This window comes from Kaistia soli DSM 19436, from assembly GCF_900129325.1.
In the GTDB taxonomy this organism is placed as follows: domain Bacteria; phylum Pseudomonadota; class Alphaproteobacteria; order Rhizobiales; family Kaistiaceae; genus Kaistia; species Kaistia soli.
This window is the reverse complement of record NZ_FQUP01000002.1, coordinates 805,685-830,322: the sequence shown is the minus strand read 5'-3', so window position 1 is coordinate 830,322 and position 24,638 is coordinate 805,685. Positions and strand designations below refer to the sequence as shown.

The following is a 24,638-nucleotide window of genomic DNA, read 5'->3' as shown; positions in this document are numbered from 1 at the left end:
GGTCCGCAAGGCGAGCCGATGCCCCGTCGGGCACGTTGCCGTTTCGGTGCGTCTGGACCCACCCTACAAACGGCCGGAGTTCTCTCCAGTCCGAGGCCCAACACACCGTCCGGCGCCGCGCCCTTCTAGTGACGGCCGGTTCGGAAGTCAAGGAAACCCCCGGCTGTCCCGACCATCATCTCTTGAAGCTGGGCATCCGTCGAGGCCGAGGCAAGGGGAAACCGCAAATGACCCGATCACGCGTCAGCGCGCCGCCGTCGCCTCAGCCAGCTTTTCGCGCCGGCGCTGCACGGACGAGGGAATGCGGAGCGCTTCGCGATATTTCGCGACGGTCCGGCGCGCAATGTCGATGCCGGCATCGCGCAGCAGCTTGACCAGCGTGTCGTCGCTGAGGACATCGTCCGGGCTTTCGGCGTCTATCAGGCTGCGAATGCGATGGCGCACGGATTCGGCCGAGTGCGCCTCGCCACCCTCCGAGGAGGCGATCGCCGAGGTGAAGAAGTATTTCAGCTCGAAGATGCCGCGCGAGGTGGCCATATATTTGTTCGAAGTGACGCGCGAGACCGTCGACTCGTGCATGCCGATCGCCTCGGCAACCGTCTTGAGGTTCAGCGGTCGCAGATGGCGCACACCATGGGTCAGGAAGCCGTCTTGCTGGCGGACGATCTCGGTCGCGACCTTCAGGATCGTCTTGGCGCGCTGGTCCAGGCTCTTCACCAGCCAGTTGGCCGTCTGAAGGCAATCGGCGAGAAACGCCTTTTCCCCCTCCTGCTTCGATGGCCGGCTGACGCTCGCCAGATAGGTCTGGTTGACGAGGACACGCGGCAGCGTCTCGGAATTCAGCTCGATCAACCAACTGCCGTCGGGCGCCGCACGGATGATGACGTCCGGTACGACGGGCTGCACCGGCGTCGAGCCGAAAGAGGCACCTGGTTTCGGATCGAGGGCGCGCAACTCCGACAGCATGTCGGCGAGATCCTCGTCGTCGCAGCCGCAGATGCGCTTCAGGGCTGAAAAATCGCGTCTGGCCGCAAGATCGAGGTGATTGATCAGGGCCGTCATGGCCGGATCGAGCCGATTGCGGTCGGCGAGCTGCAGCGCGAGACATTCGGTGAGCGTGCGCGCGCAGATGCCGGTCGGCTCGAAGCCCTGCAGGATCTCCAGCGTCTGCTCGACCAGCGCCATAGGCGCGCCAAGTCGCTCCGCGACACTGCCGATATCCGTGCGGATATAGCCGGCCTCGTCGACCTCGTCGATCAGCGCGTGGCCGATGAGGCGCATGGTCGGATCGGTGACCGCCAGGCCGAGCTGATCGGCAAGATGATCGGCGAGTGACTTTTCCTCGGCGACGAAGGCTTCGAGATTGTAGTCCTCGGTGCTCGCCTGCTGGCGGCCGGGCTGGGTCGACCAGGGATCGCCGCCCGGCGGGGCCATCGGCTCCCCGGCTGCCTGGCCGTGATCATCCGGGAAGACATTCGACAGATCCGTATCCAGCCGCTCGGCAATCGAGTCCGGAGATGTTTCGAGGCGAGTCTCCATCCAGTCGCCCGGTGCATCGCCGACATCGGCCGATGCGAACCCTTCGCTTTCGATCGAGGCCTTGCCCGGTCCAGCATCGATATCGTCGCCGTCCTCGCGCTCGTCGCGTTCCAACAGCGGATTGCGCTCGAGTTCGGCCTCGACATAGGAGATCAGATCGAGATTGGAGAGTTGAAGCAGCTTGATCGCCTGCATCAACTGCGGCGTCATCACCAGAGACTGGGTCTGCCGGAACTCAAGTTTCGGAGAAAGCGACATTGGTACGCGGCGGCCTCAGGAAACTGGTCCAACTCTTGCTTGCCGACCCTTTAGGTACCGCAAGCGAGGCCGCCTTCAAAGCGTAAACTGCTCGCCAAGGTAAAGACGGCGGACCTCGGGGCTGGCCACGATGTCGCTGGGCCGCCCTTCCATCAGAACTTCGCCGGAGTGAATGATGTAAGCGCGGTCAATCAGTCCGAGCGTCTCGCGGACATTGTGATCGGTGATCAGCACGCCGATGCCGCGCGCCGTCAGATGGCGCACCAGCGCCTGGATGTCGCCGACGGCGATCGGGTCGATGCCGGCAAACGGCTCGTCCAGAAGCATGAAGGCCGGGCGGCTGGCGAGCGCCCGCGCGATCTCGCAGCGACGCCGCTCGCCGCCCGAGAGGGCGATCGCCGGCGACTTGCGCAGATGGGAGATATGAAATTCCTCGAGCAGCGAATCGAGTTCGGCCTCACGCTTGTGACGGTCCGGCTCGACCACTTCCAGCACGGCGCGGATGTTCTGCTCGACTGTCAGACCGCGAAAGATCGACGTTTCCTGGGGCAGATAGCCGATGCCGAGACGTGCGCGCCGATACATCGGCAGGCTTGTCACGTCATGGCCATCGAGCTCGATCAGGCCCTGGTCGGCCTGAACCAGCCCCGTGATCATATAAAAGATGGTCGTCTTGCCGGCGCCGTTCGGGCCGAGCAGACCGACCGACTCGCCACGCGCGACCGCCAGGCTCGCCGAATGAACGACACGGCGGCGGCGATAGCTCTTGCCAAGGCCGCGCGCAACCAGCCAGCCCGGCCCGCCTGCGTTCTCCGCATAGCGGGTGACAGGCATCGGCTCGGCGATCGCTTCGCCATAGGAGTCTTGATCGGCCTCGAAGCCACGCGTCGGATCGGCCACGGTCAGCGGCACTCCGTCCGGCTGCAATACCCTGTCATGAGGCGGATGCTCAATTGGTCTTGGCCGGCTGCGCCGGAGCGGCACCAGGCGCGCCCGGCCCACCAGCTCCCGGTGTGAACACGCCGCGGATACGTCCGCCGGGCTTCTGGTCGACGCGGGCCTTGCCGGTCTGCATATCCCAGACAAGACGATCGCCAGTAATGACGTTCGGGCCCTGGCTCAACACGACATTGCCGGTGAGCGTCACCTGCTTCGCCAGCATGTCGACGACGCCGTTGTCTCCCGTTGCCGTCTGGTCCGCGGAATTCACATAGACTTTGCCGCTGGCCTCGATGCGCGTGAAGCTACCCGCGCCGGGCATGACATCGCTGCCGGCCGCCGGCTTGGCGCCCGTCGCATCCTTGTCGTTCGACGAATAGATCGCGATCTTGCCGGCCTTCAGCACCGAGTCGCCTCGCGTCACGGTCACATTGCCGGAGAAGGTCGAAACGCGCTGGCCGTCCTTTTCCTGAACGTCGAGCGCATCCGCCTCGACATTCACCGGCCCCTTTTCATCGGACTGGAAGCCCTTGAACATCTCACCCGTGGTCTGGGCGCGCGCGGCGACGCCGCCGAGCACCAAAGGCGCTGCGAGAGCAAGAGCAAAGCAGAAGCGAATGGTCGAAGAGGTCATTCGGTCACCGATGGAGCTGCGCGTTGCCCGGGCTGGGACGATTCGGCTGGGATAGAATAGGTTACCTTTACCCCATTCAGAAAGGAGATGCGCTGTCCACGATCGCGCACCTGCACGCCGTTGGCCCTGATCTCGCTTCCCTCTGACCGAAACGCCAGCGGCTTCTCGGAATTCATCGTACCCGCCTTCAGATCGATATCGGCGGATTCGAGAGCGCCCTCGATACCTGTCGTCGTGGTGAAGGTGATCTTGTTGTCGAGAACGATCCGCTCGGCATCGGAATAATAGGTGCCGGACGCCGCGAGGATGCGGGCACTGTCGTCGTGACCCATGCCGATGGTGGCGCCGATGTTCTGCAAGGTTACGATCTTGGTGTTCTGCAACGACTGCTCGGCGCGATCCGCCTTCAGCTCATAGGAGCGTCCACCGCTTAGATAGCCGGAGACATGCGGATCCTGCATCACAATCGAGTTATGCGACACATCGATCGAGCTGGCAGCGAAATTCACCGGCAAGCTTGGCATGACATAGACGTAGACGACGAAAGCGGCGACGGCGATGAGGCTGACGAGCGGCAGGACGATCTTGAGGATGCGTACGCGCGCACTGTGGCGGCGCGCCGCGCGATAGCGCGCGTCGATCTCGGCCCGGGTCTGATCGAACCAGGCGTAGTCCTCGTCCTCTCCGCTCGCTTCCGGCGTCGAACTCATCCACTCTCCATATTCAGGAGCGCATCAAGTCCACGCATTTGTGGACTTTTGGCGGCCAACGCGGCCGCCTCATGAATGCGAGAATATATCCTCTTCCGCCCAACCCGCGAGATCAAGCGCGGCACGGGTCGGCAGAAAACGGAAGCATTCCTCCGCCAGATCGGCCCGCCCGTCGCGCACGAGCTTCTTTTCGAGGATCTCGCGTACAGCGTGCAAATGGAGCACATCCGAGGCCGCGTAAGCAAGCTGGGCGTCCGACAGAGTTTCTGCCGCCCAATCCGAGCTTTGCTGCTGCTTGGAGAGGTCGACGTCGATGAGCTCCTTGACCAGATCCTTGAGGCCGTGCCGATCCGTATAAGTGCGCGTCAGTCGCGAGGCGATCTTGGTGCAGAAGACCGGCGCTACCACGACGCCGAAGGTCTTGGCGAGGACTGCGACGTCGAACCGAGCGAAGTGGAAGATCTTGGTTACCGCAGGATCCGCCAGCAGGCGGACGAGGTTCGGCGCCTGGGTCTGGCCCTTGGCGATCTGCACGACATCGGCGCTGCCGTCGCCCGGAGAGAGCTGCACGACACAGAGCCGGTCTCGATGCGGATTGAGGCCGAGCGTCTCGGTGTCGATTGCGACCGAACCTTGATAGCGCGAGAGATCGGGCAAGTCGCCGCGATGGAGGCGGATGGTCATGGCAGGGCGTTTCCCGGGAAAATGCGTGGCCTGTCGCCGAGGGCGTCGTTCCCGTCCCTCTATCGAAGGTGCGGCTTTTCTGCAATGACGCAAAGAGGCGCGCAGCGCCGGGAAACCAGGGAGACGATCAGCATGGTGGAGCTTGCCGGCGCAGCGGCGCCGAAACCCGTCCGGTGGGGAATCCTGAGCACGGCGCGCATCGCCCGCCAGCGCATCGTGCCTGCGCTGCAGAAAAGCCCTTCGGCCCTCGTGACGGCGGTCGCCTCGCGCTCATCGGAGAGCGCGCGTGCTTTTGCAGAGCCATTTGGCATCGCCAAGGCCTATGGCAGCTATGACGAGCTCTTCGATGATCCCGAGATCGACGTCATCTACAATGCGCTGCCCAATCATCTCCATCGCGAAACGACGTTGGCAGCGCTCGCGCGCGGCAAGCATGTGCTGGTCGAGAAGCCGATCGGCATGAACCGCGACGAGGCTCAGGAGATCAAGGATGCCGCAGGGCCGCTGATCGTCGCCGAGGCGTTCATGATCCGCCATCATCCGCAATGGCATGCGGTGGCCGAGATCATTCGCAACGGCAGCATCGGCCCCGTGCGCGCTGTGCAGACGTTCTTTTCGTTTCTCAATGTCGATCCGGCCAATATCCGCAACCGGCCCGAGACCGGCGGCGGCGCCATGCTGGACATCGGCTGCTATGCGGTTGCGTCGGCGCGCTTCATCTTCGGGGCCGAGCCGAAGCGGGTTCTCGCGCTCATTGACCGCGATCCGGAGATGACCACCGACCGGACCGATACAATCGTCGCCGACTTCGGCGATGGCCGGCAGTTTTCTGCCACGCTCTCGACCCAGAGCTTCCGCCATCAGCGCGTCAGCATCATCGGCACGCTCGGCCGCATCGAAATGCCGACGCCGTTCTCGGCGCCGACCGATGTCGAGAGCGCTTTCGGGCTCGACCTCCGCGGACCGGGAGAACCGCTGGAGACGATCTCGCTGCCGCCGGTCGACCAGTACCAGCTGCAGGTCGAGGCGTTCTCCCGCGCGGTTGCCGGTACCGGCCCCTGGCCATTCGGCATCGACGATGCCATCGCCAATATGGCGGTGCTCGACGCGCTGACCCGCTCCGAGAGCTCCGGAAGGTGGGAAACACCCTAGCGTTTCAGGCGCTTGAACGGGTGTTCACCACCCCCATATATTGGCTTGCGGGACGTCATCCCGCCGGATGCCTCATGGAGGGTCCGACTGCAAGGTCGCTTGGTGGAAGGACTTTGTGATGTCGCGTGTTTCAGCGTTTTCGAGCCCGTTGCTGCTGGGTTTCGACGAGATCGAGCGGGCGCTCGACCGGGTCGCCAAAGCCTCGGGAGATGGGTATCCGCCCTACAATATCGAGCGGATCGCGAAGAGCGACACGCGGGATGAATGTCTCAGGATCACCCTGGCGGTAGCGGGATTTTCCCGCGAGTCGCTTGAGGTGACCGTCGAGGAGAACCAGCTCGTCATTCGCGGCCGTCAGGTCGATGAGCAGGAGCGGATCTATCTCCATCGCGGCATCGCCGCGCGACAGTTCCAGAAGACCTTCGTCCTTGCTGACGGCATCGAAATCAGCTCCGCCGAATTGAAGGATGGACTGCTCGCCATCGACCTGATGAGGCCGACGCCCGAACGGATCGTCCGGAAGATCGAAATCGGGGTCCGCGACTGATCCCGAATTCTCGCTCACATAATGAGGAGACATTGTCATGTCTGAAGCACGTATCGTCATGTCGCCCGAACATTTCGCAGGCCTCGGCAGCGGACAGATCGCCTTCGTTAAATCGGTCCGTTCGGAGCAGATCCGCCAGCTTTTTCCTGACGCGCCGCAGCTCGACCCCGGCCAGACCTTCTGGGCGTTGCTGGACGCCGCCGGTGCACCGCTGATGGTCTCCGACAGCCGCGAGGCCGTCGTGATGAATGCCCGCGAAAACGACCTCGAGGCCGTCAGCCTGCACTAGGCCAAAGTGAGCCAGCCGGGCATCTGCTCCGGCTGGCCAGGGGCCGGCCGCGGCGTCGATCCGCACCGCTCTTCCTTCTGCGAAAGTTCGGATTACAACTCGATCGATGCTGCGCGCGCGCGATGGCCGAGACGGTCATAAGGGTTGCCGCGTGAGGCGCGCGAGGTCGGTTCAGAGCCAGACGCCTACATTATCGGCTCATCGCCCGATCGGCGGCTCTCAGCGTACCCACACCGTGACCGAGACCGATGCCTCCGGGTCCAGGATCACCGGCGGCGTCGGATGAAGGCCGTGGCTTGCCAGAAGCCGCTCGGCCGAGCCGGCGGCCCAGGCACGGGAGAAGACTGGAATGCCGCCCGGAATTCGCACGCCGGCATGGCGCGCGAGATGAAACGCATCGAAGCCGAGGCTGAGGAAGAGATCGTTGACCCGCCGGCCACCGGGAACCGCGATCAGACCGCCGTCCGGCGCGGCTTTCTTCAGAGCCTCACCGAGCGATGCCTCCCCGGGATTCCACCACCACACATCGTTTCGCAGCTCGACCCCATCGACCTGGGACGACACGACCATGCGCCGCCGTCCGGCACGGTTGGGGAATGTCTCGTGGCTAAATCGCCCGACGACCTGCAAGGCCGCCTTGTCAAGCTCATGCTGAAAACGCCGCCAATCAGCATCGTTTCTCAATGCAGGAGGCATGGCGCCATCCGGCTCTGCTATGCAGTCGTCCTCTGAAACGATCGCGTGGCCATGGATCTCGTAGCGCGGCATGGGGCGTCTCGATCTCCGCTCGTACTCACCGGATATGGCTTCGTACAAGTAATGTGCCATGGCGTGGCCGGGGCATTCCACCGCTCGGATCACGCCATGATCCGGCAGTCATCAGGTCCGCAAGACGGCTCCTGTCGCTTTGGAAACCTGTGCGACGACACGGGCCGAAACGGCTTCAATCTCCTGGTCGGTCAGCGTGCGATCGGTCGGACGGAGCGTCACCTCGATCGCCACGGACTTCTTGTTCGCACCGAGCGCGGTGCCTTCGAAAACATCGAACAATGTCGCGCCGACAATCAAGACCTTGTCGGCGGTGAGCGCGGCCTTGAGGATACGCCCAGCCTCGACGGCGCGATCGACGACAAACGCGAAATCACGGGTCACGGGCTGGAAAGTCTGTACCTCCAGCGGCGGCTTCGTCCGGGTCGGCCGCGCACGCGGCGTCGGGAGCTGATCGAGGATCAGTTCGAAGCCGGCCAGCGGCCCGGAGACGTCGAGCCCCTCCAGCGTCGAGGGATGGAATTCGCCGAACCAGCCGATGACCGTCTGCGGGCCGAGCTGAATGGTGCCCGAACGGCCCGGATGGAACCAGGACGGAGCGCCCGGGACGATCTGGAACTTGTCGACCTGCGCGCCCAGCGCCTCCAGGACCGCAAGCGCATCAGCCTTGGCGTCATAGACGGAGACGGACTTGGCCGCACCCTGCCAGTGGCGTCCCGAGCCGTTGACGGTCGCGGTGCCGCGCCGCACGCCCGTGGCGGCGATCTTCTGGTCTTCCGGAAGCGTGCCCTTGAACACCTGGCCAACCTCGAACAAGGCGCCATCGGCGGTGCCCCGATCGGCATTGCGTTGCGCGGCCAGGATCAGGCCAGGCAAAAGGCTGGGCCGCATGTCGGACATATCGGTCGAGATCGGATTGGCGAGGGACAGTCCCGCTGCTCCGCCACCAAACGCCGCCGCGACGGGCTTGGCGACGAAGGACCATGTCACCGCCTCGACCAGGCCGCGCGCCGCGAGTGCCCGCTTGGCACGGCGAGTGCGGGTCTGGATCAGCGTCAGCACCGGCCGCGTCACGTCATCGGATTTTGGAAGCGGCGTCGCCGGAATACGATCGATGCCGAGGATGCGGATGACTTCCTCGACGAGGTCGGCCTTGCCTTCAATGTCGGGCCGCCAGGATGGTACCCCGACCGTGAGCGCGGGCGCGTCGCCCGAAACCGTGAAGCCGAGCGCCGACAGCACCGCCCGGATCTCATCGATCGTCGGTTCGATGCCGGCGAGGCGCTTCACTTCCGATATCGGGAAGGCGATCACGAGCCGCGGCTCGGGCACAGCACCGGCAACGACCACGTCGCTTGGCTCGCCGCCGCAGATCTCGACGATCAGCCGCGTTGCGAGCTCCAGGCCCGGCAGCATGAAGGCGGGATCGACGCCACGCTCGAAGCGGTAGCGCGCGTCGGAATTGATGCCGAGCTTGCGGCCGGCCTGCGCGATGGCCAGCGGTTCCCACAGCGCCGACTCGACGAGCACGTCGACGGTCTCCGCGGAGCAGCCCGAGGCCTCGCCGCCCATGATCCCGGCGATTGACTCGACACCATTGTCGTCGGCGATGACGCACATCGTCTCGTCGAGGGCGTAGGTCTTGCCGTCGAGCGCGAGGATGCTCTCGCCGGCCCGGGCCCGGCGCACGACGAGATCGCCAGCGACCTTGGCCGCGTCGAAGACATGCAGCGGCCGATTGCGGTCATAGGTCAGGAAATTGGTGATATCGACCAGCGCATTGATCGGCCGGAGGCCGATGGCGCGCAGCTTCGCCTGCATCCAGTCCGGCGACGCGCCATTTCGGACGCCGCGGATCAGGCGGAGACCAAAGGCCGGCGACAGCGCCGGCTGGTCGCCGAAATCGAAGCGGACGGCAACCGGACACGTCCCGTTGCCGGCGACCGGAGCAACCGCCCCGTCCCGCAGCTTGCCAAGGCCAGCGGCGGCGAGATCACGCGCGACGCCGTAGACGCCGAGGCAGTCCGAACGGTTCGGCGTGATCGCGATATCGATGACAGGATCGGCGAGGCCGGCCCAATCGGCATAGGCGACACCAACCGGCGCGTCCTCAGGCAGTTCTATGATGCCATCGTGATCTTCGGACAGTTCTAGCTCGGCGGCCGAGCACAGCATGCCATGGCTCTCGACGCCGCGGATTGTGCCGACCGAAAGCGTGATGTCCTTGCCGGGGATATAGGTACCGGGCGGGGAGAACACGCTCTTGATGCCGGCGCGGGCATTGGGTGCGCCGCAAACGACCTGAACCGGCGCGCCGGAGCCGGTATCGACCATGCAGACGCGCAGGCGATCAGCGTTCGGATGCTGCTCGGCCGAGAGGACGCGGGCGATGGTGAAGGCCTGAAGCGCCTTCGCCTTGTCCTCGATCTCCTCGACTTCGAGACCGACGCGGGTCAATGCCTCACCGATCGCCTCGATGGAGGCGCCGGTCTCGAGATGTTCCTTCACCCAGGACAGCGTGAACTTCATGGCTGGATCCTCAGGCGCTGAGACCGCCGACCAAGGTCGGGATGTCGAGGGGGCGGAAGCCGTAGTGGCTCAGCCAGCGGATATCGGCGTCGAAGAAGGCACGCAGGTCCGGCATGCCGTATTTCAGCATGGCGATGCGATCGATGCCCATGCCGAAGGCAAAGCCCTGATAGACGTCCGGATCGAGGCCGGCAAAGCGGATGACGTTGGGATGGACCATGCCGCAGCCGAGAATCTCCAGCCAGTCGTCGCCCTCGCCGATGCGCACTTCATTGCCGACGCGGCGGCAGCGGATATCCACTTCCATCGACGGCTCGGTGAACGGGAAGAAGGACGGCCTGAGGCGCATCTCGACCTTCTCGACCTCGAAGAAGGCGCGGCAGAAGGCTTCCAGCAGCCATTTCAGGTGGCCGATATGGCTGGAGCGATCGATGACAAGACCCTCGACCTGGTGGAACATCGGCGTATGGGTCTGGTCGCTGTCCATGCGATAGGTGCGGCCGGGCGCGATGATGCGGATCGGCGGTGCCTGGCGCTCCATCGTCCGCATCTGAACCGGCGACGTATGGGTGCGCAGCAGCAGCCGATCGCCGTTCTCGTCAGGATTGAAGAAGAACGTATCGTGCATCTCGCGCGCCGGATGACCGACCGGGAAGTTCAGCGCGGTGAAATTGTAATGGTCGGTCTCGACATCGGGACCCTCGGCGACGGCGAAGCCGAGATCGCCGAAGATGGCGGTGATCTCGTCGATGACCTGGCTGACGGGATGGATGCGGCCGCTTTCGAGACTACCCGCACGCAGCGGCAGCGTGATATCGACCGCCTCGGCCTTAAGGCGGAGCGCGATGCCCTCGGCCTTCAGCACGTCCTTGCGGGCGGCGAGCGCTTCGGCAATCCGGTCGCGGAGGCCGTTCAGCGCGGGCCCGGCGGTCTTGCGTTCCTCGGACGACATCGCGCCGAGGCTCTTCAACTGCTCGGAGACCGAGCCCTTCTTGCCAAGCGCGGCGATACGGACCGCTTCGAGCGCTCCTTCATCCGAGGCCGCAGCAATCGCCTCGCGGAGTTCGGATTCGAGCGCGTCGAGATCGGCCATGTCATTCCTCGCCGAGGCGGCGGCCATGCCGCGCCGCGTCAACCACTGAAGAGGCGCCCGGCGCCGCATCGACTGCGACAGCCTGGCCTTGTCGGAAGAGAATCGGACCCGGCGGAGCGCATGCCCTGCCGGCGTCCATCTGCGTGATCCAGGCGGATCAGGCCGCCTTGGCGGCCTCGACGAGCGCGCCTTCGGCCTTTTCGACCAGCGCCTTGAAGGCAGCCGGCTCGCTGATCGCGAGCTCGGCCAGGACCTTGCGGTCCACTTCGATGCCCGACTTGGCCAGACCGTCGATGAAGCGGCTGTAGGTCAGCCCCTCGGTCACTTCACGCACGGCGGCGTTGATGCGCTGGATCCACAAGCCGCGGAAGCTGCGCTTCTTGGCCTTGCGATCGCGGAACGCGTACTGCGCCGCCTTGTCGACGGCGGCCTTCGCCGTACGGATGGTGTTCTTGCGGCGGCCGTAGAAACCCTTCGCCCGCTTCAGAACCTTCTTGTGCTTGGCATGGGCGGTTACGCCCCGCTTCACTCGCGACATGGTGTTATCTCCGGTTCAGGGCTCAGCCGTTCAGGAACTGCTTGACGATCTTCGCATCGGCATCCGAGAGCGTGGTGGTGCCACGCGCATTGCGGATGAACTTGGCGGTGCGCTTGATCATCCCGTGCCGCTTGCCAGCCTGGGCCGTCTTCACCTTGCCAGTCGCCGTGAGCTTGAAGCGCTTCTTCGCTCCGCTCTTGGTCTTCAACTTGGGCATTTTCACATCCTCAGATTTGCGCCGACGTGAACGGCCGCCACACCGCGAATCTTGCAATTCGCAGAGGGACGGTCCGCTTCGGCATGGAAGCATTCATGAACCGCCGCGGCATGCCCTGAGGAACAGCCCCATATGGGGAGCCCCTCGCGCCGGGCGGCTCGGAAACGGCGCGGTTATAGCGGCGATGCTTCGCCAGCACAAGCGCCAAGTCACGCCCACAGCCCATCGCCGCACATCACGGCGGCAATGAAAAGCGGACGAATTCCGAAGAGGTACCCGCTCAGCGAGGAGCGAGCACCATGATCATCTGGCGGCCTTCGAGCTTCGGCTCGGCCTCAACCTTCGACAGTTCGGCCGTCTCGTCGCGTACGCGCTCGAGCAGCTTCATGCCGAGATGCTGGTGCGCCATCTCGCGGCCACGGAAGCGCAGCGTCAGCTTGACCTTATCGCCCTCCTCGAAGAAACGCTTGATGGCCTTCATCTTGACCTCGTAATCGTGGTCATCGATGGCAGGACGCATCTTGATTTCTTTGACTTCGACGATCTTCTGCTTCTTGCGGGCCTCGTTGGCCTTCTTCTGCGTCTGATATTTGAAGCGCCCGAAATCCAGGATCTTGCAGACAGGCGGCTCGGAATTCGGCGAGATCTCGACGAGATCGAGGCCGGCCTCAGAAGCCATGGCAAGTGCGTCGTCGAGCAGGGTCGGACCGATATTCTGGCCGTCCTGGTCGATCAGCTGGACCTCACGAATACCGCGGATCTCGCGGTTGATGCGCGGGCCATCCTTGGAAGGAAGTGGCGCTTTGAAGGGGCGGCGAATGGGGGCGGACTCCTCTAGCTATTGCAGGCAATCGGGGCGAAGGGAAAAACGACAGCAACCGACGCGACTGCTCCCGGCATGACTGCTCGGGAACCGTGCTCGGCCTATCGGGTCCTCCGACCCCTGACTTGGGGATGAAAATCGGCCAATAGACCCGGAAAGTCAACCGGAACTGGACCGGCTTGGGGTGTTTCCGTAGATAGGAAGCGGCCGGAAGGTGATCAAGGAGTGGACATATGATCCTCGCGCGGACGGAGATCACGGTCGGCAGCGGCGGGGCCGCACGGCGGATCGCCATTCTGGAGCGCGCCGGGCGGGCGCCGGGCATCCTCTTCCTCGGCGGTTTCATGTCGGATATGCGCGGCTCGAAAGCCGAGGCGCTCGACGCTTTCGCGGCCGAGACCGGGCGCGCGATCACCCGCTTCGACTATTCCGGCCACGGCGAATCGGGCGGTGATTTCGCCGACGGCACGATTTCGCGCTGGCTCGAAGAGGCGGCCGCGGTTCTGGACAGGGCCGGCGGTGCACCGCTGGTCGTCGTTGGTTCCTCGATGGGCGGGTGGATCGCCCTGCTGCTGGCGCTCGCCGAGGCGAAGAGCGGAGGCGGGCGTATCGCCGGCCTGGTGCTGCTCGCGCCGGCCGTCGACATGACGCACAGCCTGATCCTGCCGCATATGAGCGCCGCGGCGCGAGCCGAGATGGAAGCGACGGGCGCGTGGCGCCAGCCTAGCGCCTATTCCGACACGCCCTATGTCATCACCAAGGCGCTGATCGAGGATGGCGCCCGCCATCTTCTCGGCGACAAGCCGATTGCCATCCGCGCGCCGGTCCATATCATCCAGGGTGTCCTCGACGAGGAAGTCCCGTGGGGCCACGCTGTCGACCTCGTCTCGCATCTCGCCGAGGACGATGTCGTCCTGACCCTCGTCAAGGACGCCGGCCATCGCCTGTCGCGGCCAGAGGACCTCGCCAAGATCATCTCCGCCATTGCGGCGATCGCCTGAGCCGAGACACGGTTCACCCCAAGGACAGCAGGAGCACCCGCATGGCGACCAGAGGCTTCTTCGGCAAGCGACCAAGCGAAGGCGAAAGCGGCCGCCTGCCGCCGGGACAATATCTCACCGAGGACTTTCCGGTGCTATCGGCCGGGCCGACGCCGCGTGTCGACCTGGACAAATGGAGCTTCACGCTGAAGGACGGCGTCAGGCCGGTCGCGCGCTGGACCTGGGACGAGTTCGCCAAACTGCCGCATGTCAAGCTGACGCGCGATATCCATTGCGTGACGAAATGGTCGAAGTTCAACACCGCTTGGTCGGGTGTGATGATCGACGACATCCTGGCCGAAGCCGGGATCGATCCGCCGACGGCGTTCACACTCGCCCATTCGTTCGACGGCTACACGACCAATGTCCCGACAGCCGATCTGATCGGCGGCAAGGCGATGGTGGCAACGGCCTATGAGGGCAAGCCGATCACGCCGGATCATGGCGGACCGGCGCGGCTTCTCGTGCCGCATCTCTATTTCTGGAAATCGGCCAAATGGGTGAACGGGCTACAGTTCACACAGCGCGACGAAGGCGGCTTCTGGGAGCTGCGCGGCTATCACATGTATGGCGACCCGTGGCGCGAGCAGCGGTTCACCGGCGATTGAGCGCAGCGATGGACGGTTCCGCACAGCCGAAGCGGCTTCTCTGGCAGGAGGCCGTGATCGAGGCGATCCATGCCGAGACGCCCACCGTCAAGAGCTTCCGCCTGCGGCCAGATAGTTGGACCGGCTTCACGGCCGGCCAGCACGTCGATATCCGCCTGACGGCGCCCGACGGCTATCAGGCGCAACGCTCCTATTCGATCGGCTCAGCGCCGGACGCGAGCGGCACCATTGAGCTTGCGATCGAGGCACTGCCGGACGGTGAAGTCTCGCCCTTCTTCCACGATGTGGTCGAGGTCGGGGACCGGATCGAACTTCGTGGACCGATCGGCGGCCATTTCATCTGGGACCGGCCGCTTGGCGGGCCGATCCTGCTCATCGCCGGCGGGTCCGGCCTCGTGCCGCTGATGTCGATCCTCCGCCACCGCGCCGTTGTCGCGCCGGAGGTTCCGGCCGTGCTCGTCGTTTCGGCACGACGTTACGACGATCTCATCTGGCGGACGGAACTCCTTCGCCGCGCCGCCGAGGATCCGAACCTCAAGGTGATCGTGACGCTGACGCGCGAACAAGCAAGGCCCGGCCTCCGCTTCGGCCGCATCGACATGGGCCTGATGGCCGATGCACTGGCGGGTGGCCTTCCTGCCCTCACCTATGTCTGCGGCTCGACGCCTTTCGTGGAAGCGGCGGCCAACCTCGTGCTGGCGGCCGGCGTTCCGTTTGAAAGCGTGCGTACCGAGCGCTATGGCGGCTCCAAAGTCTGAGCCTCAGCCGCGCCACGTCCCTGTCGTCCAGAGCGCGGCCAGCGCGTCACGATAGGTCGGGTAAGCCAGCCTGACGTTGAGATCACGCGAAAGCCGCGCATTCGAGACACGCTTGTTCTCGCCATAGAAGGAGCGTGCCATCGGCGACAGCGATGCGCTTTCAAAGGGAATGTCGGGCAGCGGCGGATAGCCGGCGAGATCGGCTGCATAGGCGACAACATCCTGCGGCGGCGCCGGCTCGTCGTCGGTCACGTTGAAGACGCCGCTCGCGCGCTGCTCGGCCGCCGCCTCGATCACCGCGGCGATGTCATCGACATGGATGCGGTTGAACACCTGTCCGGGCTTCACGAGGCGCCGCGCCGACCCCTCGGCGAGATTGACGAAGGTGTTGCGGCCGGGGCCATAGATGCCGGCAAGGCGCAGAAGCGCGACCGGCACGTCGATCTCTGCACCAAGCTGCTGCCACGCGGCCTCGGCGGCGACGCGGTTTCGCGACCGCTCGGAGACGGCGCGCGGCGGCGTGGCCTCATCGACCCAGTCGCCGCCATGATCGCCATAGACGCCGACCGTCGAGAGATAGCCGATCCAGCGAAGCGCCCGGGAAAGCCGCAGATCAGGTCCGAAGGCTCTCAGCGCCGGATCGCCCGCGGCATCGGGAGCGATCGACTGGACGAGATGGGTGGCGCGCCCGAGCGCGGCGCGAACCTCGTCCGCTGCCTCGACCCCGTCGAAGACCAGCGCATCAATGCCCTCGGCGCGGAGCCTCGCTGCTTTTTCCGGCGAGCGGACTGTGCCGGTGATCGAACCAAAGCGATGAGCGGCACGACGCGCGAAGGCGTGCGCCGAATAGCCGATGCCGAAAATGAGTAGATGATCGTCCTGCATGAGCTCTCCGGGCGAAGCGCCCGGAGACTATGCCGGCTGACGCTGCCGCATCAACCCTCGGCCGGCTGTTGAACGACGCCGGCCTCCCAGCCGAGGATAGCGCGCTTGCGCGTCAGGCCCCAGTGATAGCCGGTCAGCGCGCCGGATTTGCCGAGAATGCGGTGGCATGGCACGACGAATGAGATCGGGTTTCGCCCGACCGCCGCCCCGACGGCACGCGCTGCCTTGGGGTTGTTCTTCACCTTCTCGGCGATCTGCGAATAGGTCGCGGCATGGCCAAGCGGCACGGCCAGCAGCGTTTCCCACACCCGCACTTCGAAATCCGAGCCAATGAAGACAAGGCGAAGCGGCGTATCCGGTTTCCAGCGCGAGGGCTCGAACACGCGGGCGGCATAGGGCGCCGTCGCCTCCCAGTCCTCTTCATAGGTGGCGCAGGGGAAGCGACGCTGCATATCGGCGAGCGCGGCCTTTTCCTCGCCCGGATCGGCGAAGGCGAGGCCGGCGAGGCCGCGATCGGTGATCATCAGCAACGCATAGCCGAAGGGCGAACCATGGAAGCCCCACTTCATGGCGACGCCCTCGCCGCGCGCCTTGTAGGCGCCCGGGCTCATCGCCTCATGCGTCACGAAGAGATCATGCAGCCGACCTGGCCCCGACAGACCAACTTCGTAACTCGTGTCGAGAACCGAGGCGTCACTGTCGAGCAGCATGCGGGCGTGATCGAGCGTGTGCGCCTGGATGAAGGCCTTCGGGGACAGACCGCACCAGCGCGTGAACAGCTTCTGCAGCGACAGCGGATTCATCCCTACATGCGCGGCGAGGCGTTCCAGCGAAGGCTGTTCGCGCCAATGCTCGGTCAGAAACTCGGTCGCGCGGCGAATGATCTCATAATCCTGATGCGGCGCTGGCGGGACGGGATCGGCCTTGGCGAGGGCGGATGCGATGTTGAACATGGCGTCGGGTTCCGAAATGCCTGGGCTATGTTGCCAACTTAGGATCGGCGCGGCACCAGCGACACCCGATTCTTGCCGCCTCATCTCGCACGCCATCTTCGCCGGCTGTCATGCCCCGAAGATCCGAACTCGCTCAGTTGCTGCGCACCCGCGCCAGCGCGTCCTGAAACGCTGTGGCAAACCCCTCGCGATCATCGGGGTTCAGGAAATTGCCAATGGCGAGGCGGCGGCCGTGCGAGGCGAGCATCATGCGCGTGATACCCCAATCCGGCACGCGCTCGACCTCGAACCGCGCCCAATAGGGATTGAAATCGAAGACTTCCGTTTTGCCGCTGGCCGCGACGCGGCGGATTTCGATCCGGTCGCGCGTCATCTCGACGAATTCGCGTGCCCGCGCCGCGCGGTAATTCAAGCGGAAGGCAAACTGGATCGCCAGAATATCGAGGCCGAAGAATCCCGCGATCGGCCAGGCGCCGAGCGACCAGAACAGCAGCCCGCTCGCGAAGCAGGTTCCGGCAACGAACATCAGCAGCATGGCAAAGCCGCGCGGCGAGAGCGAGCGATAGGGCTTCAGCTCGGCCTTGAACACGATTTCCACCGGTGCATCGGAGTTGCGGTCGCTCATGGCGGATCAGTATAGATCACTCATGCCGGAATCCCAGCCTCCCGCACCACCATCCCGCCCCCGACCGGTCGCCCGCCCGCGCCGCATGCGGCCGTTCACCCGCGCCGAGGTCGAAACCTTCTTCGCCCGCTTCGCCGCCCGCGAGCCCGAGCCGAAGGGCGAACTGCTCTACGTCAATCCGTTCACTTTGCTGGTCGCCGTCGTGCTCTCGGCGCAGGCAACCGATGCCGGCGTCAACAAGGCGACGCGCGCCCTTTTCGCCGCAGCCGACACGCCCGAAAAGATGGTGGCGCTCGGCGAGGATCGGGTTCGCGACATGATCAAGACGATCGGTCTGTTCCGCATGAAGGCAAAGAACGTCATTGGCTTGTCGGAACTGCTCATTGCCCGGCATGGCGGCACCGTGCCCGCAGACCGCACGGCGCTCGAAGCCCTGCCCGGCGTCGGGCGCAAGACCGGGAATGTCGTCCTGAACATCGCCTTCGGCGAGCCGACCATTGCCGTCGACACGCATATCTTCCGGGTCGGCAACCGCACGGGCCTCGCGCCAGGCAAGGACGTCGTCGCCGTTGAAACGGAACTCGAGCGAGTCGTGCCGACGAAATACCGGCTGCACGCCCATCACTGGCTGATCCTGCACGGGCGCTATGTCTGCAAGGCGCGGAAGCCGGACTGCCCCGTCTGCATCGTTGCCGATCTCTGCCGCTATCCGGACAAGACGATCGGCTGAAGCGCAGCTACGCGTCGTTTTCATCCGGATGAAAGCGCCATTTGCGGAGGATCGCCGCGTCGAGGTCGACGCCGTTCTGCCCGGCGAACAGCAGGACATGGCCGAAGAGGTCTGCCGTCTCATCGGCGAGCGCTTGCTTCAACTCTTCCTCCGAGCGGCCATGGCGCCGACCGCGCCCCTGGAGCTTGTTCCAGACCTGGGTCAGTTCGCCCATTTCCTCGACCAGCTTCAGCACGAACCAGTCGGGGTCGCGCTCGACGCCATTGGCGGCGGCATAGGCCGCTGAAGCCCGTTCGAACTGCTTCTCCAAGATAGAGATCATCCGAATCTCCTACCTGTTCTCTTTATGTTCCAAGATCTCTCACGCGGGAGTCAAGACTCAGGACGACGCGCGACGGTCCGTGCTAGCGTTCGCCGTCGACCAGCGCTTTGGGGAGCGAGGCATGGCGATTCATCTGGCAGCTATCGGCAGCACTTCGGACAAGAGCAACATTGAGGCTCCGTCCAGCATCGCTTACGGCGTCGGCGTGCTGTGCTGGCTTCTTTCGGCCGGCGTCTACATCGCGGCCAAATGGATCTCGCCGGAAATGCCGCCCTGGACGCTCGCCTTCTGGCGCGTGCTCCTGGCAGCTCTGATCCTTTATCCCTTTGTGCGCCACCAATTCGACCCGATGTGGGCCCTCGTCAAGACACGCGGCCTGGAGTTGCTGTTCATCGGCGGGCTTGGTCTCGCGATCTGCCAGGGCTTTATGTATGTCGGCCTCCGTCATGCCGACGCGATTACGGCCGGCATCATCATGGCGCTGATGCCATTGGCCACCATGGTGATCGCCCGGGTCATGCTGGGCGAACGCATGACGGTGCTGCAGGGGCTCGGCGCCCTCTCCGCCTTTATCGGCGTACTTGTTATCGTGGCCCGCGGCGAGGCATCGACGCTGCTGCATCTTGAGTTCAATCAGGGGGAACTCTGGATGGTGGCGAGCGCCATCGCTTTTGGATTCTATACCGTGCTGCTCAAGCGCGCGAACTTCCAGATCGAGCGGATGCCGCTGCTGGTGCTGCTGCTTTCGGCCGGCGCCGTGACTGCGCTGCCCCTCTATCTCGCCGAGGAACTGTCGGGCGCCCGCTCCGCGCTTACGACCAGCGGGGTGCTCGCTCTGGCCTACTGCGCCATTCCGGGCGGCGCGCTCATGTATTATCTCTTCAACTGGAGCATCGAAGCGCTCGGAGCTTCAAAGGCGAGCGTGCTGCTTTACTCGCAGACGATCTTCGTTGCGATCCTCGCCTACCTGATCCTCCACGAGCGCCTGCACCCCTTCCACCTTGCAGGCGGAGCCTTCATCGTAGTCGGGATCGTGCTCGCGAACCTGATCAGGCCGCAGGCAACGCCGGCTCAATAGCCGCGGGCCATCGCCGCCGCGAAGACGAGGATCAGCAGGAACACCGCCGCTTCGATATGCAGGTAGCGGCGCGCACCGGCAACCTCGGGCGCGGAAGGCAGCCATCCCGGCTCGGCCTCGGCCCGCTTCCGCCAGCGGATCATCTGCAAGGTCGGCGGGATCGACAGGAGGCCGACAACGGCGAAGGCCGCCATCTTGGCCCAGAAGGAATGGCTGGAGACATAGTACTCATAGCCCTTGAGGCCGAAGAATACCCGCAAGATGCCAACGACAAGCACCGCGCCGGCGACGGCGCCATAGATCATGTCGAGCCTTCCAACACGCTGAAGTCCAGGCAGGCTGAGATCGCGCTTCAGCCAGACGAGCTCGACCGCGAGAATCGCGAACAGGCTGAACACCAGCAGGTGATGCAGGATGGCGAGGACGAGATCGACCAGCATGGCTAGGACCCTCAGGCTTCAACAGGAATGCTGCCGACGACGCGCTTATGAAGATGCGTCATGAAGGCCATCGCAAAGAGCGGCGTCAAGAGGTTGACGATTGGTATGGCGAGGAACAGCGCGATGACGAAGCCGCCGACCAAGACCAAGCCGGCATGTTCCCGCCGGACCGACCGCGCCCGCGCGACACCGCCATGGCGCGCGGCTGCGGCCTCGAAGAACTCGCGCCCGAGCAGATAACCATTGCCGAGAAAGAACGCGACGAGATTGACGCCCGGCACCAGCAGGAGAACGAGGCAGATGAGATTGACGAGGATGGTCGTCGCCGTAAAGCCAAGGGTGCCCAGAAGGCTCGCGCCGAGCGAAAGGGGCGTGCCCGGCGGATCGAGTGGGTAATGCGTTTCCTCGACCACGGCGGCAACGTCGTCGGAGAACAGCCCCGCCATCAATGCCGAAACCGGGCCGATCAGAAAGCCGAGACCAATGACGAAGCCGACGCCGCTGACGATCGCGATCGACGTCTCGATCCAGGGTTGGCTCGGCCAGACCGCGAAGTGAACCACCAAAGCCTGAAGCCCGAACCAGGCGAGAACGAGAAACAGCAGCGTCAGCCCCAGCATCTTCCATAGCGCGGCGCGGAAGGGCGGCGTCGGCAGATCGCGGAGAGCGAGCCAGGCAGCGGCGAGCATCGAAATCCTCCTCCGGCACCAGCCGCCGGCCTCAACGAAATGGTCATCGCCGCGAGGCGTCGCAACGGGTTCGAATTGCCGCATTGCCGGCGGAATGGCGCGGTTGCACCGAAACTTGCCGATTGTATAGTCCGTCGCGCATTCTCTCGAGTTCCCAGCCGGCGCGACCGGCCGCCAGCCAGGATCCTGCCCGATGACAGACCCGCACTATCACGTTCTCGGTATGGGCAACGCGATCGTCGACATTCTGGCACGGGCGGAGGACGATTTCCTGGTCGAACAGAAGCTGTCCAAGGGATCGATGCGCCTCGTCGACATGGATGAATCGCAGCGACTCTACGCCGCCATGGGCCCGGCGATCGAGGCCTCGGGCGGCTCGGCCGGCAATACGGTTGCGGGCATCGCCTCGCTTGGCGGGCGCTGCTCCTATGTCGGCAAGGTCGCCGACGACCAGCTCGGCGCGGTCTACCGCCATGACATGCGAGCGATCGGCGCCCGCTTCGACGTCGCGCCGCTGCCGACCGGCGGCCTGCCCACTGCGCGCTCGATGATCTTCATCACGCCGGATGGCGAGCGCACGATGAATACCTATCTCGGCGCCTGCCACATGCTGGGCCCCGACGACATCGACGCAGCGCTCGTCGCCGACACGGCGATCACTTATTTCGAGGGCTTTCTCTGGGACGCGCCAAGCGCCCGCGAAGCGTTCTTCAAGGCCGCCGACATCGCCCACGGGGCCGGGCGCCAGGTCTCGCTGACGCTTTCGGATGCCTTCTGCGTCGATCGGTTTCGCGGCGACTTCACGCGTCTCCTGCGCGACGGCACCATCGATATCCTGTTCGCCAACGACGCCGAGCTGAAGTCGTTCTACCAGACATCCAGCTTCGGCGCGGCGCTCGAGGCCTTGCGTGGCGATTGCCGCATGGCGGCGGTCACCGTCGGCCCCGACGGCTCGTTCGTGGTGACGCCGGACGGAATCCGGCAGGTGCCGGCAACGCCGGTCGAGACCGTGGTCGACACGACGGGCGCCGGCGATCTCTACGCCTCCGGCTTCCTCTATGGCGTCGCATGCGGCTTCGCGCTCACCGACGCGGCCGCGCTCGGCTCGTTGGTCGCCGCCGAAGTCATCACCCATATCGGCCCGCGCCCGGCCGTCTCGCTGCTCGATCTCGCTCGTCAACAGGGTTATCCCCTCTAAGCCGGCAATGACGATTGACAAGCCGCGACCGCCCCCTTAAGCATCCGGCCGTCGCCCAGATGGCGGAATTGGTAGACGCGCACGGTTCAGGTCCGTGTGACGCAAGTCGTGGAGGTTCGAGTCCTCTTCTGGGCACCAGTCATCTGCTATAATCCTGATATATTTCGGGGTTTCGCGTTAGCGCCCGCACCTGATCCAGGTGCGGGCGTTTTCGTTATGGGGGCGCGCTGGCCGAAGCAGTGCAGCGTCTGGAGCGAGCGAGCGGCAGTATGCCGACCCTTGTGGCCAGCATCGCCATCCGGCCAGCCGACCATCCAACGATCGTCGAGAGCTGGCGCTCGGACGCGCGGCTTCCCCCGGACCAGGCTACCGTCAAACTCCCAAGATGTGGCATGATGTCGGCTCGCTCATGGCGGCCGGACGCGTCCCACGGTCTCGCCAAGGCCACATAGGCTTCAATTAGGCATGAAGCGCTTTAGCCGTTGTCGATGGGGGGCGGCAAGAGCCCGCTCTCGACGGCCACCCTGCGATAGGCGGCGCCGGCCGTGAAGCCGCCATCGATGGTGAAATCCTCGCCGGTAATGAAGGATGAGGCATCTGAAGCGAGGAAGAGCACGAGCTGCGCCACTTCATCGGGCGTGCCGCTGCGCCCCATGGGCGTCAGCCCGATCATCGGCGCGAGATGCGACGCGTTGGCGTTGAGGCCGGTCACGATCAGGCCCGGACAAACGCTGTTCACGCGAATGCCCCAGGTTACATATTCCATCGCCGCGGTCCGCGTGAGGCCGCGCACGCCCCATTTGCTGGCCGTGTAAGCCGGGTCATAGTGGCCCGAAAACGCGCTGTTGGAAGCGATGTTGACGATACTCCCTCCGCCGGTGGCCCGCATGAGCGGCGCGGCCGCCTGAATCCCGAGGAACGTCCCCGTCAGGTTGATGCCGAGAAGGCGGTTCCATCCGTCCAGGGTCGTATCGCTGACGGAGCTGCGGTTGATGATTCCGGCGTTATTGACGAGGACGTCGAGGCGTCCCTTCCAGCCTGCGGCCTCGGCCATCAACGCCGCCCAGCTTTCGGGCTGCGCGACATCCAGCGTCGCGAAGCGTGCGTCCCGGCCCTCGGCCGTCAGGGTCTTCGCGAGCGCCCTGCCCTCGGCTTCCAGCACATCGGCAATGAGGACCGCCGCCCCGGCCCGGGCGAGCAACCGCGCTTCCGCCTCGCCCTGGCCACGGCTGCCCCCTGTGACGATGGCGAGGCGACCTGTGAGATCCATCACGGCATTGTCCTTGTTCATCACGGCCATACCGCGATCTTGTGTTGTTTCTGGACGCCGATGTCCTCAGTAGTATTCGGGCGCCTTGCGCAGGTCCGCCCACTGCCGCCCGTCATGGCCCGCGACGACGAGCGCGTCGGTCTTTGCCTGGACGGCCCTCAGCTTCTTGACCGAGCGGACCGAGTCGATCGTCGAATGGAGAGCGCCCGGCAGCGCGCGCTCTTCCCAATGATCGAGCGTGTCGGCTGCGTCGACGGCGAGCAGCACATGCTGGCCGGCCGACGTCCGGACGAGGATCGACTGGTGACCGCAGGTGTGGCCGGGCGAGCGGATCAGGATGATCGAGCCATCGCCGTAGAGATCGTAGAAGTCGCCCCAGGCGTCCTCAAGCAGGAGCCACTTCAGCGCCGGATCGTCGAAGTCCTTGCGCACATAGGCAAGCACCGCGAACCAGTCGGGCGCGAAGGCGTATTCATATTCCGTGCGCTGCACGACATGGGTCGCGTTCGGAAAGCGGCCCACGGCGCCGACATGATCGAGATGGAGATGCGAGAGGACGACATAGCGCACGCTCTCCGAACTGATGCCGAGCGCCTCGACCTGCGCGACGCAGCCCTGCTCGACGGTCAGGACCGGCTGGAAGAATTCGGCGACCTTCCCCCAATGCCCCATCGGGTCCGTGGCACACTCGACCGGCGTGCCGCCGTCGATCACCACGTTGCCCTTCGGGTGGGTGATCAGGAAGAACGGAACGGGGATGTCGAGATCGGAGTCCCCGCCCTGGTTCAGGTAGATGTCGTGATACTTGCACTTGAGAATGCCCGTATCGAGCATGTAGAGGCGAACCTCGGTCATATTTCCTCCCTTGGATCTGATGGCTCAGCCGCGCGAATAGCCAGTGAGCAAGGCGTCGTCCACATCAGGGAGATTGACGACGATATTGTCCGGCGTGCGCGTCGTCAGCCAGACGAGCTCCTCGGTCGTGCTCATATTGACTTCGACATGCGGCATGAAGGGCGGCACGAACACGAAATCGCCGTCGGTCATGTCGACGAACTCGGCGTAGTTATCGCCGTAATAGATGCGTCCATGACCCTTGAGGACGTAGCCGCCCGTCTCCGCCTCGCCGTGATGGTGCGGATAGGAGCGATAGCCCGGCTTATTCGAGACCTTGCCGAACCAGATCTTCGTCGCCGGCGTGTGTTGCGGGCTGACGCCCGAGACGCGAACCGCGCCGCCGGACTGGCCGGTTCCGGAATGCTCCGCGCCAGCACGGGTCACGACGGGGATGACTTTCTCAGACATATTGGCTCCTGAGCATT

The 24,638-nt window shown here is 64.7% G+C and carries 29 protein-coding genes and 1 tRNA gene; 10 read left to right on the top strand and 20 right to left on the bottom strand.

Annotated elements, in window-relative coordinates:
- Window positions 1–243: 243 nt before the first annotated feature.
- The 5 genes from rpoN to BUB39_RS13360 form a co-directional block, all read right to left on the bottom strand.
- Window positions 244–1,797 carry an RNA polymerase factor sigma-54 gene (rpoN, locus tag BUB39_RS13380; RefSeq protein ID WP_073054023.1) on the bottom strand — a complete coding sequence of 518 codons (1,554 nt, stop codon included), beginning with the start codon at window positions 1,795–1,797 and terminating at the stop codon, window positions 244–246.
- 75 nt (window positions 1,798–1,872) lie between these two features.
- The gene (gene lptB / locus BUB39_RS13375; RefSeq protein WP_073054268.1) at window positions 1,873–2,631 is read right to left on the bottom strand and encodes an LPS export ABC transporter ATP-binding protein; all 759 of its coding nucleotides are present in this window, start codon (window positions 2,629–2,631) and stop codon (window positions 1,873–1,875) included.
- A gap of 115 nt (window positions 2,632–2,746) precedes the next feature.
- Window positions 2,747–3,370: an LptA/OstA family protein gene (locus BUB39_RS13370; RefSeq protein WP_073054021.1), complete on the bottom strand. Its 624-nt coding sequence runs from the start codon at window positions 3,368–3,370 to the stop codon at window positions 2,747–2,749.
- Complete coding sequence (gene lptC / locus BUB39_RS13365) at window positions 3,367–4,080, bottom strand: LPS export ABC transporter periplasmic protein LptC (protein WP_073054019.1); 714 nt, start codon at window positions 4,078–4,080, stop codon at window positions 3,367–3,369. Before lptC ends, BUB39_RS13370 begins: the two co-directional genes overlap by 4 nt.
- Window positions 4,081–4,149: 69 nt before the next feature.
- The gene (locus BUB39_RS13360) at window positions 4,150–4,764 is read right to left on the bottom strand and encodes a ribonuclease D (protein WP_073054017.1); all 615 of its coding nucleotides are present in this window, start codon (window positions 4,762–4,764) and stop codon (window positions 4,150–4,152) included.
- Between the two features lie 132 nt (window positions 4,765–4,896).
- On the opposite strand from BUB39_RS13360, the gene BUB39_RS13355 reads away from it, so the two are divergent.
- The 3 genes from BUB39_RS13355 (at window position 4,897) to BUB39_RS13345 (ending at window position 6,752) form a co-directional block, all read left to right on the top strand.
- Window positions 4,897–5,916 carry a Gfo/Idh/MocA family protein gene (locus BUB39_RS13355; protein WP_073054016.1) on the top strand — a complete coding sequence of 340 codons (1,020 nt, stop codon included), beginning with the start codon at window positions 4,897–4,899 and terminating at the stop codon, window positions 5,914–5,916.
- Between the two features lie 118 nt (window positions 5,917–6,034).
- Window positions 6,035–6,463 (top strand): Hsp20 family protein, encoded by a 429-nt coding sequence (locus tag BUB39_RS13350; protein ID WP_073054014.1) that lies wholly within the window; start codon window positions 6,035–6,037, stop codon window positions 6,461–6,463.
- Window positions 6,464–6,500: 37 nt separating this feature from the next.
- Window positions 6,501–6,752 (top strand): BQ00720 family protein, encoded by a 252-nt coding sequence (locus tag BUB39_RS13345; protein WP_073054012.1) that lies wholly within the window; start codon window positions 6,501–6,503, stop codon window positions 6,750–6,752.
- Between the two features lie 219 nt (window positions 6,753–6,971).
- Here the strand turns inward: BUB39_RS13345 and BUB39_RS13340 are convergent, their stop codons facing one another.
- The 6 genes from BUB39_RS13340 to infC all read right to left on the bottom strand — a co-directional run bounded on the left by BUB39_RS13340 (window position 6,972) and on the right by infC (window position 12,717).
- Window positions 6,972–7,613, bottom strand: a complete 642-nt coding sequence (locus BUB39_RS13340; RefSeq protein WP_244540240.1) for a dihydrofolate reductase family protein — start codon at window positions 7,611–7,613, stop codon at window positions 6,972–6,974.
- An 18-nt stretch (window positions 7,614–7,631) separates the two neighbouring features.
- The gene (gene pheT, locus BUB39_RS13335; RefSeq protein ID WP_073053998.1) at window positions 7,632–10,049 is read right to left on the bottom strand and encodes a phenylalanine--tRNA ligase subunit beta; all 2,418 of its coding nucleotides are present in this window, start codon (window positions 10,047–10,049) and stop codon (window positions 7,632–7,634) included.
- Between the two features lie 10 nt (window positions 10,050–10,059).
- Complete coding sequence (gene pheS / locus BUB39_RS13330; RefSeq protein WP_073053996.1) at window positions 10,060–11,142, bottom strand: phenylalanine--tRNA ligase subunit alpha; 1,083 nt, start codon at window positions 11,140–11,142, stop codon at window positions 10,060–10,062.
- A gap of 157 nt (window positions 11,143–11,299) precedes the next feature.
- Complete coding sequence (gene rplT, locus BUB39_RS13325; protein WP_073053994.1) at window positions 11,300–11,680, bottom strand: 50S ribosomal protein L20; 381 nt, start codon at window positions 11,678–11,680, stop codon at window positions 11,300–11,302.
- Between the two features lie 22 nt (window positions 11,681–11,702).
- A complete protein-coding gene (rpmI, locus tag BUB39_RS13320) occupies window positions 11,703–11,897 on the bottom strand; it encodes a 50S ribosomal protein L35 (protein WP_073053992.1) in 195 nt (64 codons plus the stop codon).
- A 280-nt stretch (window positions 11,898–12,177) separates the two neighbouring features.
- Window positions 12,178–12,717 (bottom strand): translation initiation factor IF-3, encoded by a 540-nt coding sequence (gene infC, locus BUB39_RS13315; RefSeq protein ID WP_073053989.1) that lies wholly within the window; start codon window positions 12,715–12,717, stop codon window positions 12,178–12,180.
- A 236-nt stretch (window positions 12,718–12,953) separates the two neighbouring features.
- Here infC and BUB39_RS13310 point away from each other — a divergent pair, with 236 nt between their 5' ends.
- From BUB39_RS13310 to BUB39_RS13300, 3 genes are read left to right on the top strand one after another with little or no spacing between them, the layout of a single operon-like run.
- Window positions 12,954–13,721: an alpha/beta hydrolase gene (locus BUB39_RS13310; protein ID WP_073053987.1), complete on the top strand. Its 768-nt coding sequence runs from the start codon at window positions 12,954–12,956 to the stop codon at window positions 13,719–13,721.
- Between the two features lie 41 nt (window positions 13,722–13,762).
- Window positions 13,763–14,368 carry a sulfite oxidase-like oxidoreductase gene (locus tag BUB39_RS13305; protein WP_073053986.1) on the top strand — a complete coding sequence of 202 codons (606 nt, stop codon included), beginning with the start codon at window positions 13,763–13,765 and terminating at the stop codon, window positions 14,366–14,368.
- An 8-nt stretch (window positions 14,369–14,376) separates the two neighbouring features.
- A complete protein-coding gene (locus BUB39_RS13300; protein WP_073053984.1) occupies window positions 14,377–15,126 on the top strand; it encodes a ferredoxin reductase in 750 nt (249 codons plus the stop codon).
- 3 nt (window positions 15,127–15,129) lie between these two features.
- On the opposite strand, the gene BUB39_RS13295 is transcribed toward BUB39_RS13300, so the two are convergent.
- The 3 genes from BUB39_RS13295 to BUB39_RS13285 form a co-directional block, all read right to left on the bottom strand.
- Window positions 15,130–16,011 carry an SDR family oxidoreductase gene (locus tag BUB39_RS13295; protein ID WP_073053982.1) on the bottom strand — a complete coding sequence of 294 codons (882 nt, stop codon included), beginning with the start codon at window positions 16,009–16,011 and terminating at the stop codon, window positions 15,130–15,132.
- Between the two features lie 50 nt (window positions 16,012–16,061).
- Entirely contained in the window at window positions 16,062–16,964 is a 903-nt protein-coding gene (locus BUB39_RS13290) for a bifunctional helix-turn-helix domain-containing protein/methylated-DNA--[protein]-cysteine S-methyltransferase (RefSeq protein ID WP_073053980.1), read from the bottom strand.
- 133 nt (window positions 16,965–17,097) lie between these two features.
- Window positions 17,098–17,589 (bottom strand): DUF2244 domain-containing protein, encoded by a 492-nt coding sequence (locus tag BUB39_RS13285; protein WP_073053978.1) that lies wholly within the window; start codon window positions 17,587–17,589, stop codon window positions 17,098–17,100.
- A gap of 85 nt (window positions 17,590–17,674) precedes the next feature.
- Here BUB39_RS13285 and nth point away from each other — a divergent pair, with 85 nt between their 5' ends.
- Window positions 17,675–18,319 (top strand): endonuclease III, encoded by a 645-nt coding sequence (nth, locus tag BUB39_RS13280; RefSeq protein ID WP_244540239.1) that lies wholly within the window; start codon window positions 17,675–17,677, stop codon window positions 18,317–18,319.
- Window positions 18,320–18,326: 7 nt separating this feature from the next.
- Here nth and BUB39_RS13275 read toward each other — a convergent pair whose 3' ends face one another.
- Window positions 18,327–18,641: a nucleoside triphosphate pyrophosphohydrolase family protein gene (locus tag BUB39_RS13275; RefSeq protein ID WP_073053975.1), complete on the bottom strand. Its 315-nt coding sequence runs from the start codon at window positions 18,639–18,641 to the stop codon at window positions 18,327–18,329.
- A gap of 121 nt (window positions 18,642–18,762) precedes the next feature.
- On the opposite strand from BUB39_RS13275, the gene BUB39_RS13270 reads away from it, so the two are divergent.
- Entirely contained in the window at window positions 18,763–19,719 is a 957-nt protein-coding gene (locus BUB39_RS13270; RefSeq protein ID WP_073053973.1) for a DMT family transporter, read from the top strand.
- Here BUB39_RS13270 and BUB39_RS13265 read toward each other — a convergent pair.
- Window positions 19,713–20,159 carry a DUF2214 family protein gene (locus tag BUB39_RS13265; protein ID WP_073053971.1) on the bottom strand — a complete coding sequence of 149 codons (447 nt, stop codon included), beginning with the start codon at window positions 20,157–20,159 and terminating at the stop codon, window positions 19,713–19,715. The two genes, BUB39_RS13270 and BUB39_RS13265, sit on opposite strands and share 7 nt — an antisense overlap.
- A gap of 11 nt (window positions 20,160–20,170) precedes the next feature.
- Entirely contained in the window at window positions 20,171–20,848 is a 678-nt protein-coding gene (locus BUB39_RS13260; protein ID WP_073053969.1) for a sulfate transporter family protein, read from the bottom strand.
- Between the two features lie 193 nt (window positions 20,849–21,041).
- Between BUB39_RS13260 and BUB39_RS13255 the strand changes: the two genes are divergently transcribed.
- Both BUB39_RS13255 and BUB39_RS13250 read left to right on the top strand, forming a co-directional pair.
- A complete protein-coding gene (locus tag BUB39_RS13255) occupies window positions 21,042–22,046 on the top strand; it encodes an adenosine kinase (RefSeq protein WP_073053967.1) in 1,005 nt (334 codons plus the stop codon).
- Window positions 22,047–22,099: 53 nt separating this feature from the next.
- Window positions 22,100–22,184 (top strand) — tRNA-Leu (locus BUB39_RS13250).
- 337 nt (window positions 22,185–22,521) lie between these two features.
- Here the strand turns inward: BUB39_RS13250 and BUB39_RS13245 are convergent.
- The 3 genes from BUB39_RS13245 to BUB39_RS13235 are packed head-to-tail and all read right to left on the bottom strand — an operon-like array spanning window position 22,522 to window position 24,621.
- Window positions 22,522–23,346 carry an SDR family NAD(P)-dependent oxidoreductase gene (locus BUB39_RS13245; protein ID WP_073053965.1) on the bottom strand — a complete coding sequence of 275 codons (825 nt, stop codon included), beginning with the start codon at window positions 23,344–23,346 and terminating at the stop codon, window positions 22,522–22,524.
- Window positions 23,347–23,382: 36 nt separating this feature from the next.
- Entirely contained in the window at window positions 23,383–24,171 is a 789-nt protein-coding gene (gene attM / locus BUB39_RS13240) for an AttM family quorum-quenching N-acyl homoserine lactonase (protein ID WP_073053963.1), read from the bottom strand.
- 24 nt (window positions 24,172–24,195) lie between these two features.
- A complete protein-coding gene (locus BUB39_RS13235; protein WP_073053961.1) occupies window positions 24,196–24,621 on the bottom strand; it encodes a cupin domain-containing protein in 426 nt (141 codons plus the stop codon).
- Window positions 24,622–24,638 lie beyond the last annotated feature (17 nt).

What these genes read in the sequence shown, in the direction of transcription:
- rpoN (WP_073054023.1), bottom strand. Translation starts at nt 1,797, where the DNA reads ATGTCGCTTTCTCCGAAACTTGAGTTCCGGCAGACCCAGTCTCTGGTG.
- lptB (WP_073054268.1), bottom strand. Translation starts at nt 2,631, where the DNA reads ATGCCTGTCACCCGCTATGCGGAGAACGCAGGCGGGCCGGGCTGGCTG.
- BUB39_RS13370 (WP_073054021.1), bottom strand. Translation starts at nt 3,370, where the DNA reads ATGACCTCTTCGACCATTCGCTTCTGCTTTGCTCTTGCTCTCGCAGCG.
- lptC (WP_073054019.1), bottom strand. Translation starts at nt 4,080, where the DNA reads ATGAGTTCGACGCCGGAAGCGAGCGGAGAGGACGAGGACTACGCCTGG.
- BUB39_RS13360 (WP_073054017.1), bottom strand. Translation starts at nt 4,764, where the DNA reads ATGACCATCCGCCTCCATCGCGGCGACTTGCCCGATCTCTCGCGCTAT.
- BUB39_RS13355 (WP_073054016.1), top strand. Translation starts at nt 4,897, where the DNA reads ATGGTGGAGCTTGCCGGCGCAGCGGCGCCGAAACCCGTCCGGTGGGGA.
- BUB39_RS13350 (WP_073054014.1), top strand. Translation starts at nt 6,035, where the DNA reads ATGTCGCGTGTTTCAGCGTTTTCGAGCCCGTTGCTGCTGGGTTTCGAC.
- BUB39_RS13345 (WP_073054012.1), top strand. Translation starts at nt 6,501, where the DNA reads ATGTCTGAAGCACGTATCGTCATGTCGCCCGAACATTTCGCAGGCCTC.
- pheT (WP_073053998.1), bottom strand. Translation starts at nt 10,049, where the DNA reads ATGAAGTTCACGCTGTCCTGGGTGAAGGAACATCTCGAGACCGGCGCC.
- pheS (WP_073053996.1), bottom strand. Translation starts at nt 11,142, where the DNA reads ATGGCCGATCTCGACGCGCTCGAATCCGAACTCCGCGAGGCGATTGCT.
- rplT (WP_073053994.1), bottom strand. Translation starts at nt 11,680, where the DNA reads ATGTCGCGAGTGAAGCGGGGCGTAACCGCCCATGCCAAGCACAAGAAG.
- rpmI (WP_073053992.1), bottom strand. Translation starts at nt 11,897, where the DNA reads ATGCCCAAGTTGAAGACCAAGAGCGGAGCGAAGAAGCGCTTCAAGCTC.
- BUB39_RS13310 (WP_073053987.1), top strand. Translation starts at nt 12,954, where the DNA reads ATGATCCTCGCGCGGACGGAGATCACGGTCGGCAGCGGCGGGGCCGCA.
- BUB39_RS13305 (WP_073053986.1), top strand. Translation starts at nt 13,763, where the DNA reads ATGGCGACCAGAGGCTTCTTCGGCAAGCGACCAAGCGAAGGCGAAAGC.
- BUB39_RS13300 (WP_073053984.1), top strand. Translation starts at nt 14,377, where the DNA reads ATGGACGGTTCCGCACAGCCGAAGCGGCTTCTCTGGCAGGAGGCCGTG.
- BUB39_RS13295 (WP_073053982.1), bottom strand. Translation starts at nt 16,011, where the DNA reads ATGCAGGACGATCATCTACTCATTTTCGGCATCGGCTATTCGGCGCAC.
- BUB39_RS13290 (WP_073053980.1), bottom strand. Translation starts at nt 16,964, where the DNA reads ATGTTCAACATCGCATCCGCCCTCGCCAAGGCCGATCCCGTCCCGCCA.
- BUB39_RS13285 (WP_073053978.1), bottom strand. Translation starts at nt 17,589, where the DNA reads ATGAGCGACCGCAACTCCGATGCACCGGTGGAAATCGTGTTCAAGGCC.
- nth (WP_244540239.1), top strand. Translation starts at nt 17,675, where the DNA reads ATGCGGCCGTTCACCCGCGCCGAGGTCGAAACCTTCTTCGCCCGCTTC.
- BUB39_RS13275 (WP_073053975.1), bottom strand. Translation starts at nt 18,641, where the DNA reads ATGATCTCTATCTTGGAGAAGCAGTTCGAACGGGCTTCAGCGGCCTAT.
- BUB39_RS13270 (WP_073053973.1), top strand. Translation starts at nt 18,763, where the DNA reads ATGGCGATTCATCTGGCAGCTATCGGCAGCACTTCGGACAAGAGCAAC.
- BUB39_RS13265 (WP_073053971.1), bottom strand. Translation starts at nt 20,159, where the DNA reads ATGCTGGTCGATCTCGTCCTCGCCATCCTGCATCACCTGCTGGTGTTC.
- BUB39_RS13260 (WP_073053969.1), bottom strand. Translation starts at nt 20,848, where the DNA reads ATGCTCGCCGCTGCCTGGCTCGCTCTCCGCGATCTGCCGACGCCGCCC.
- BUB39_RS13255 (WP_073053967.1), top strand. Translation starts at nt 21,042, where the DNA reads ATGACAGACCCGCACTATCACGTTCTCGGTATGGGCAACGCGATCGTC.
- BUB39_RS13245 (WP_073053965.1), bottom strand. Translation starts at nt 23,346, where the DNA reads ATGGCCGTGATGAACAAGGACAATGCCGTGATGGATCTCACAGGTCGC.
- attM (WP_073053963.1), bottom strand. Translation starts at nt 24,171, where the DNA reads ATGACCGAGGTTCGCCTCTACATGCTCGATACGGGCATTCTCAAGTGC.
- BUB39_RS13235 (WP_073053961.1), bottom strand. Translation starts at nt 24,621, where the DNA reads ATGTCTGAGAAAGTCATCCCCGTCGTGACCCGTGCTGGCGCGGAGCAT.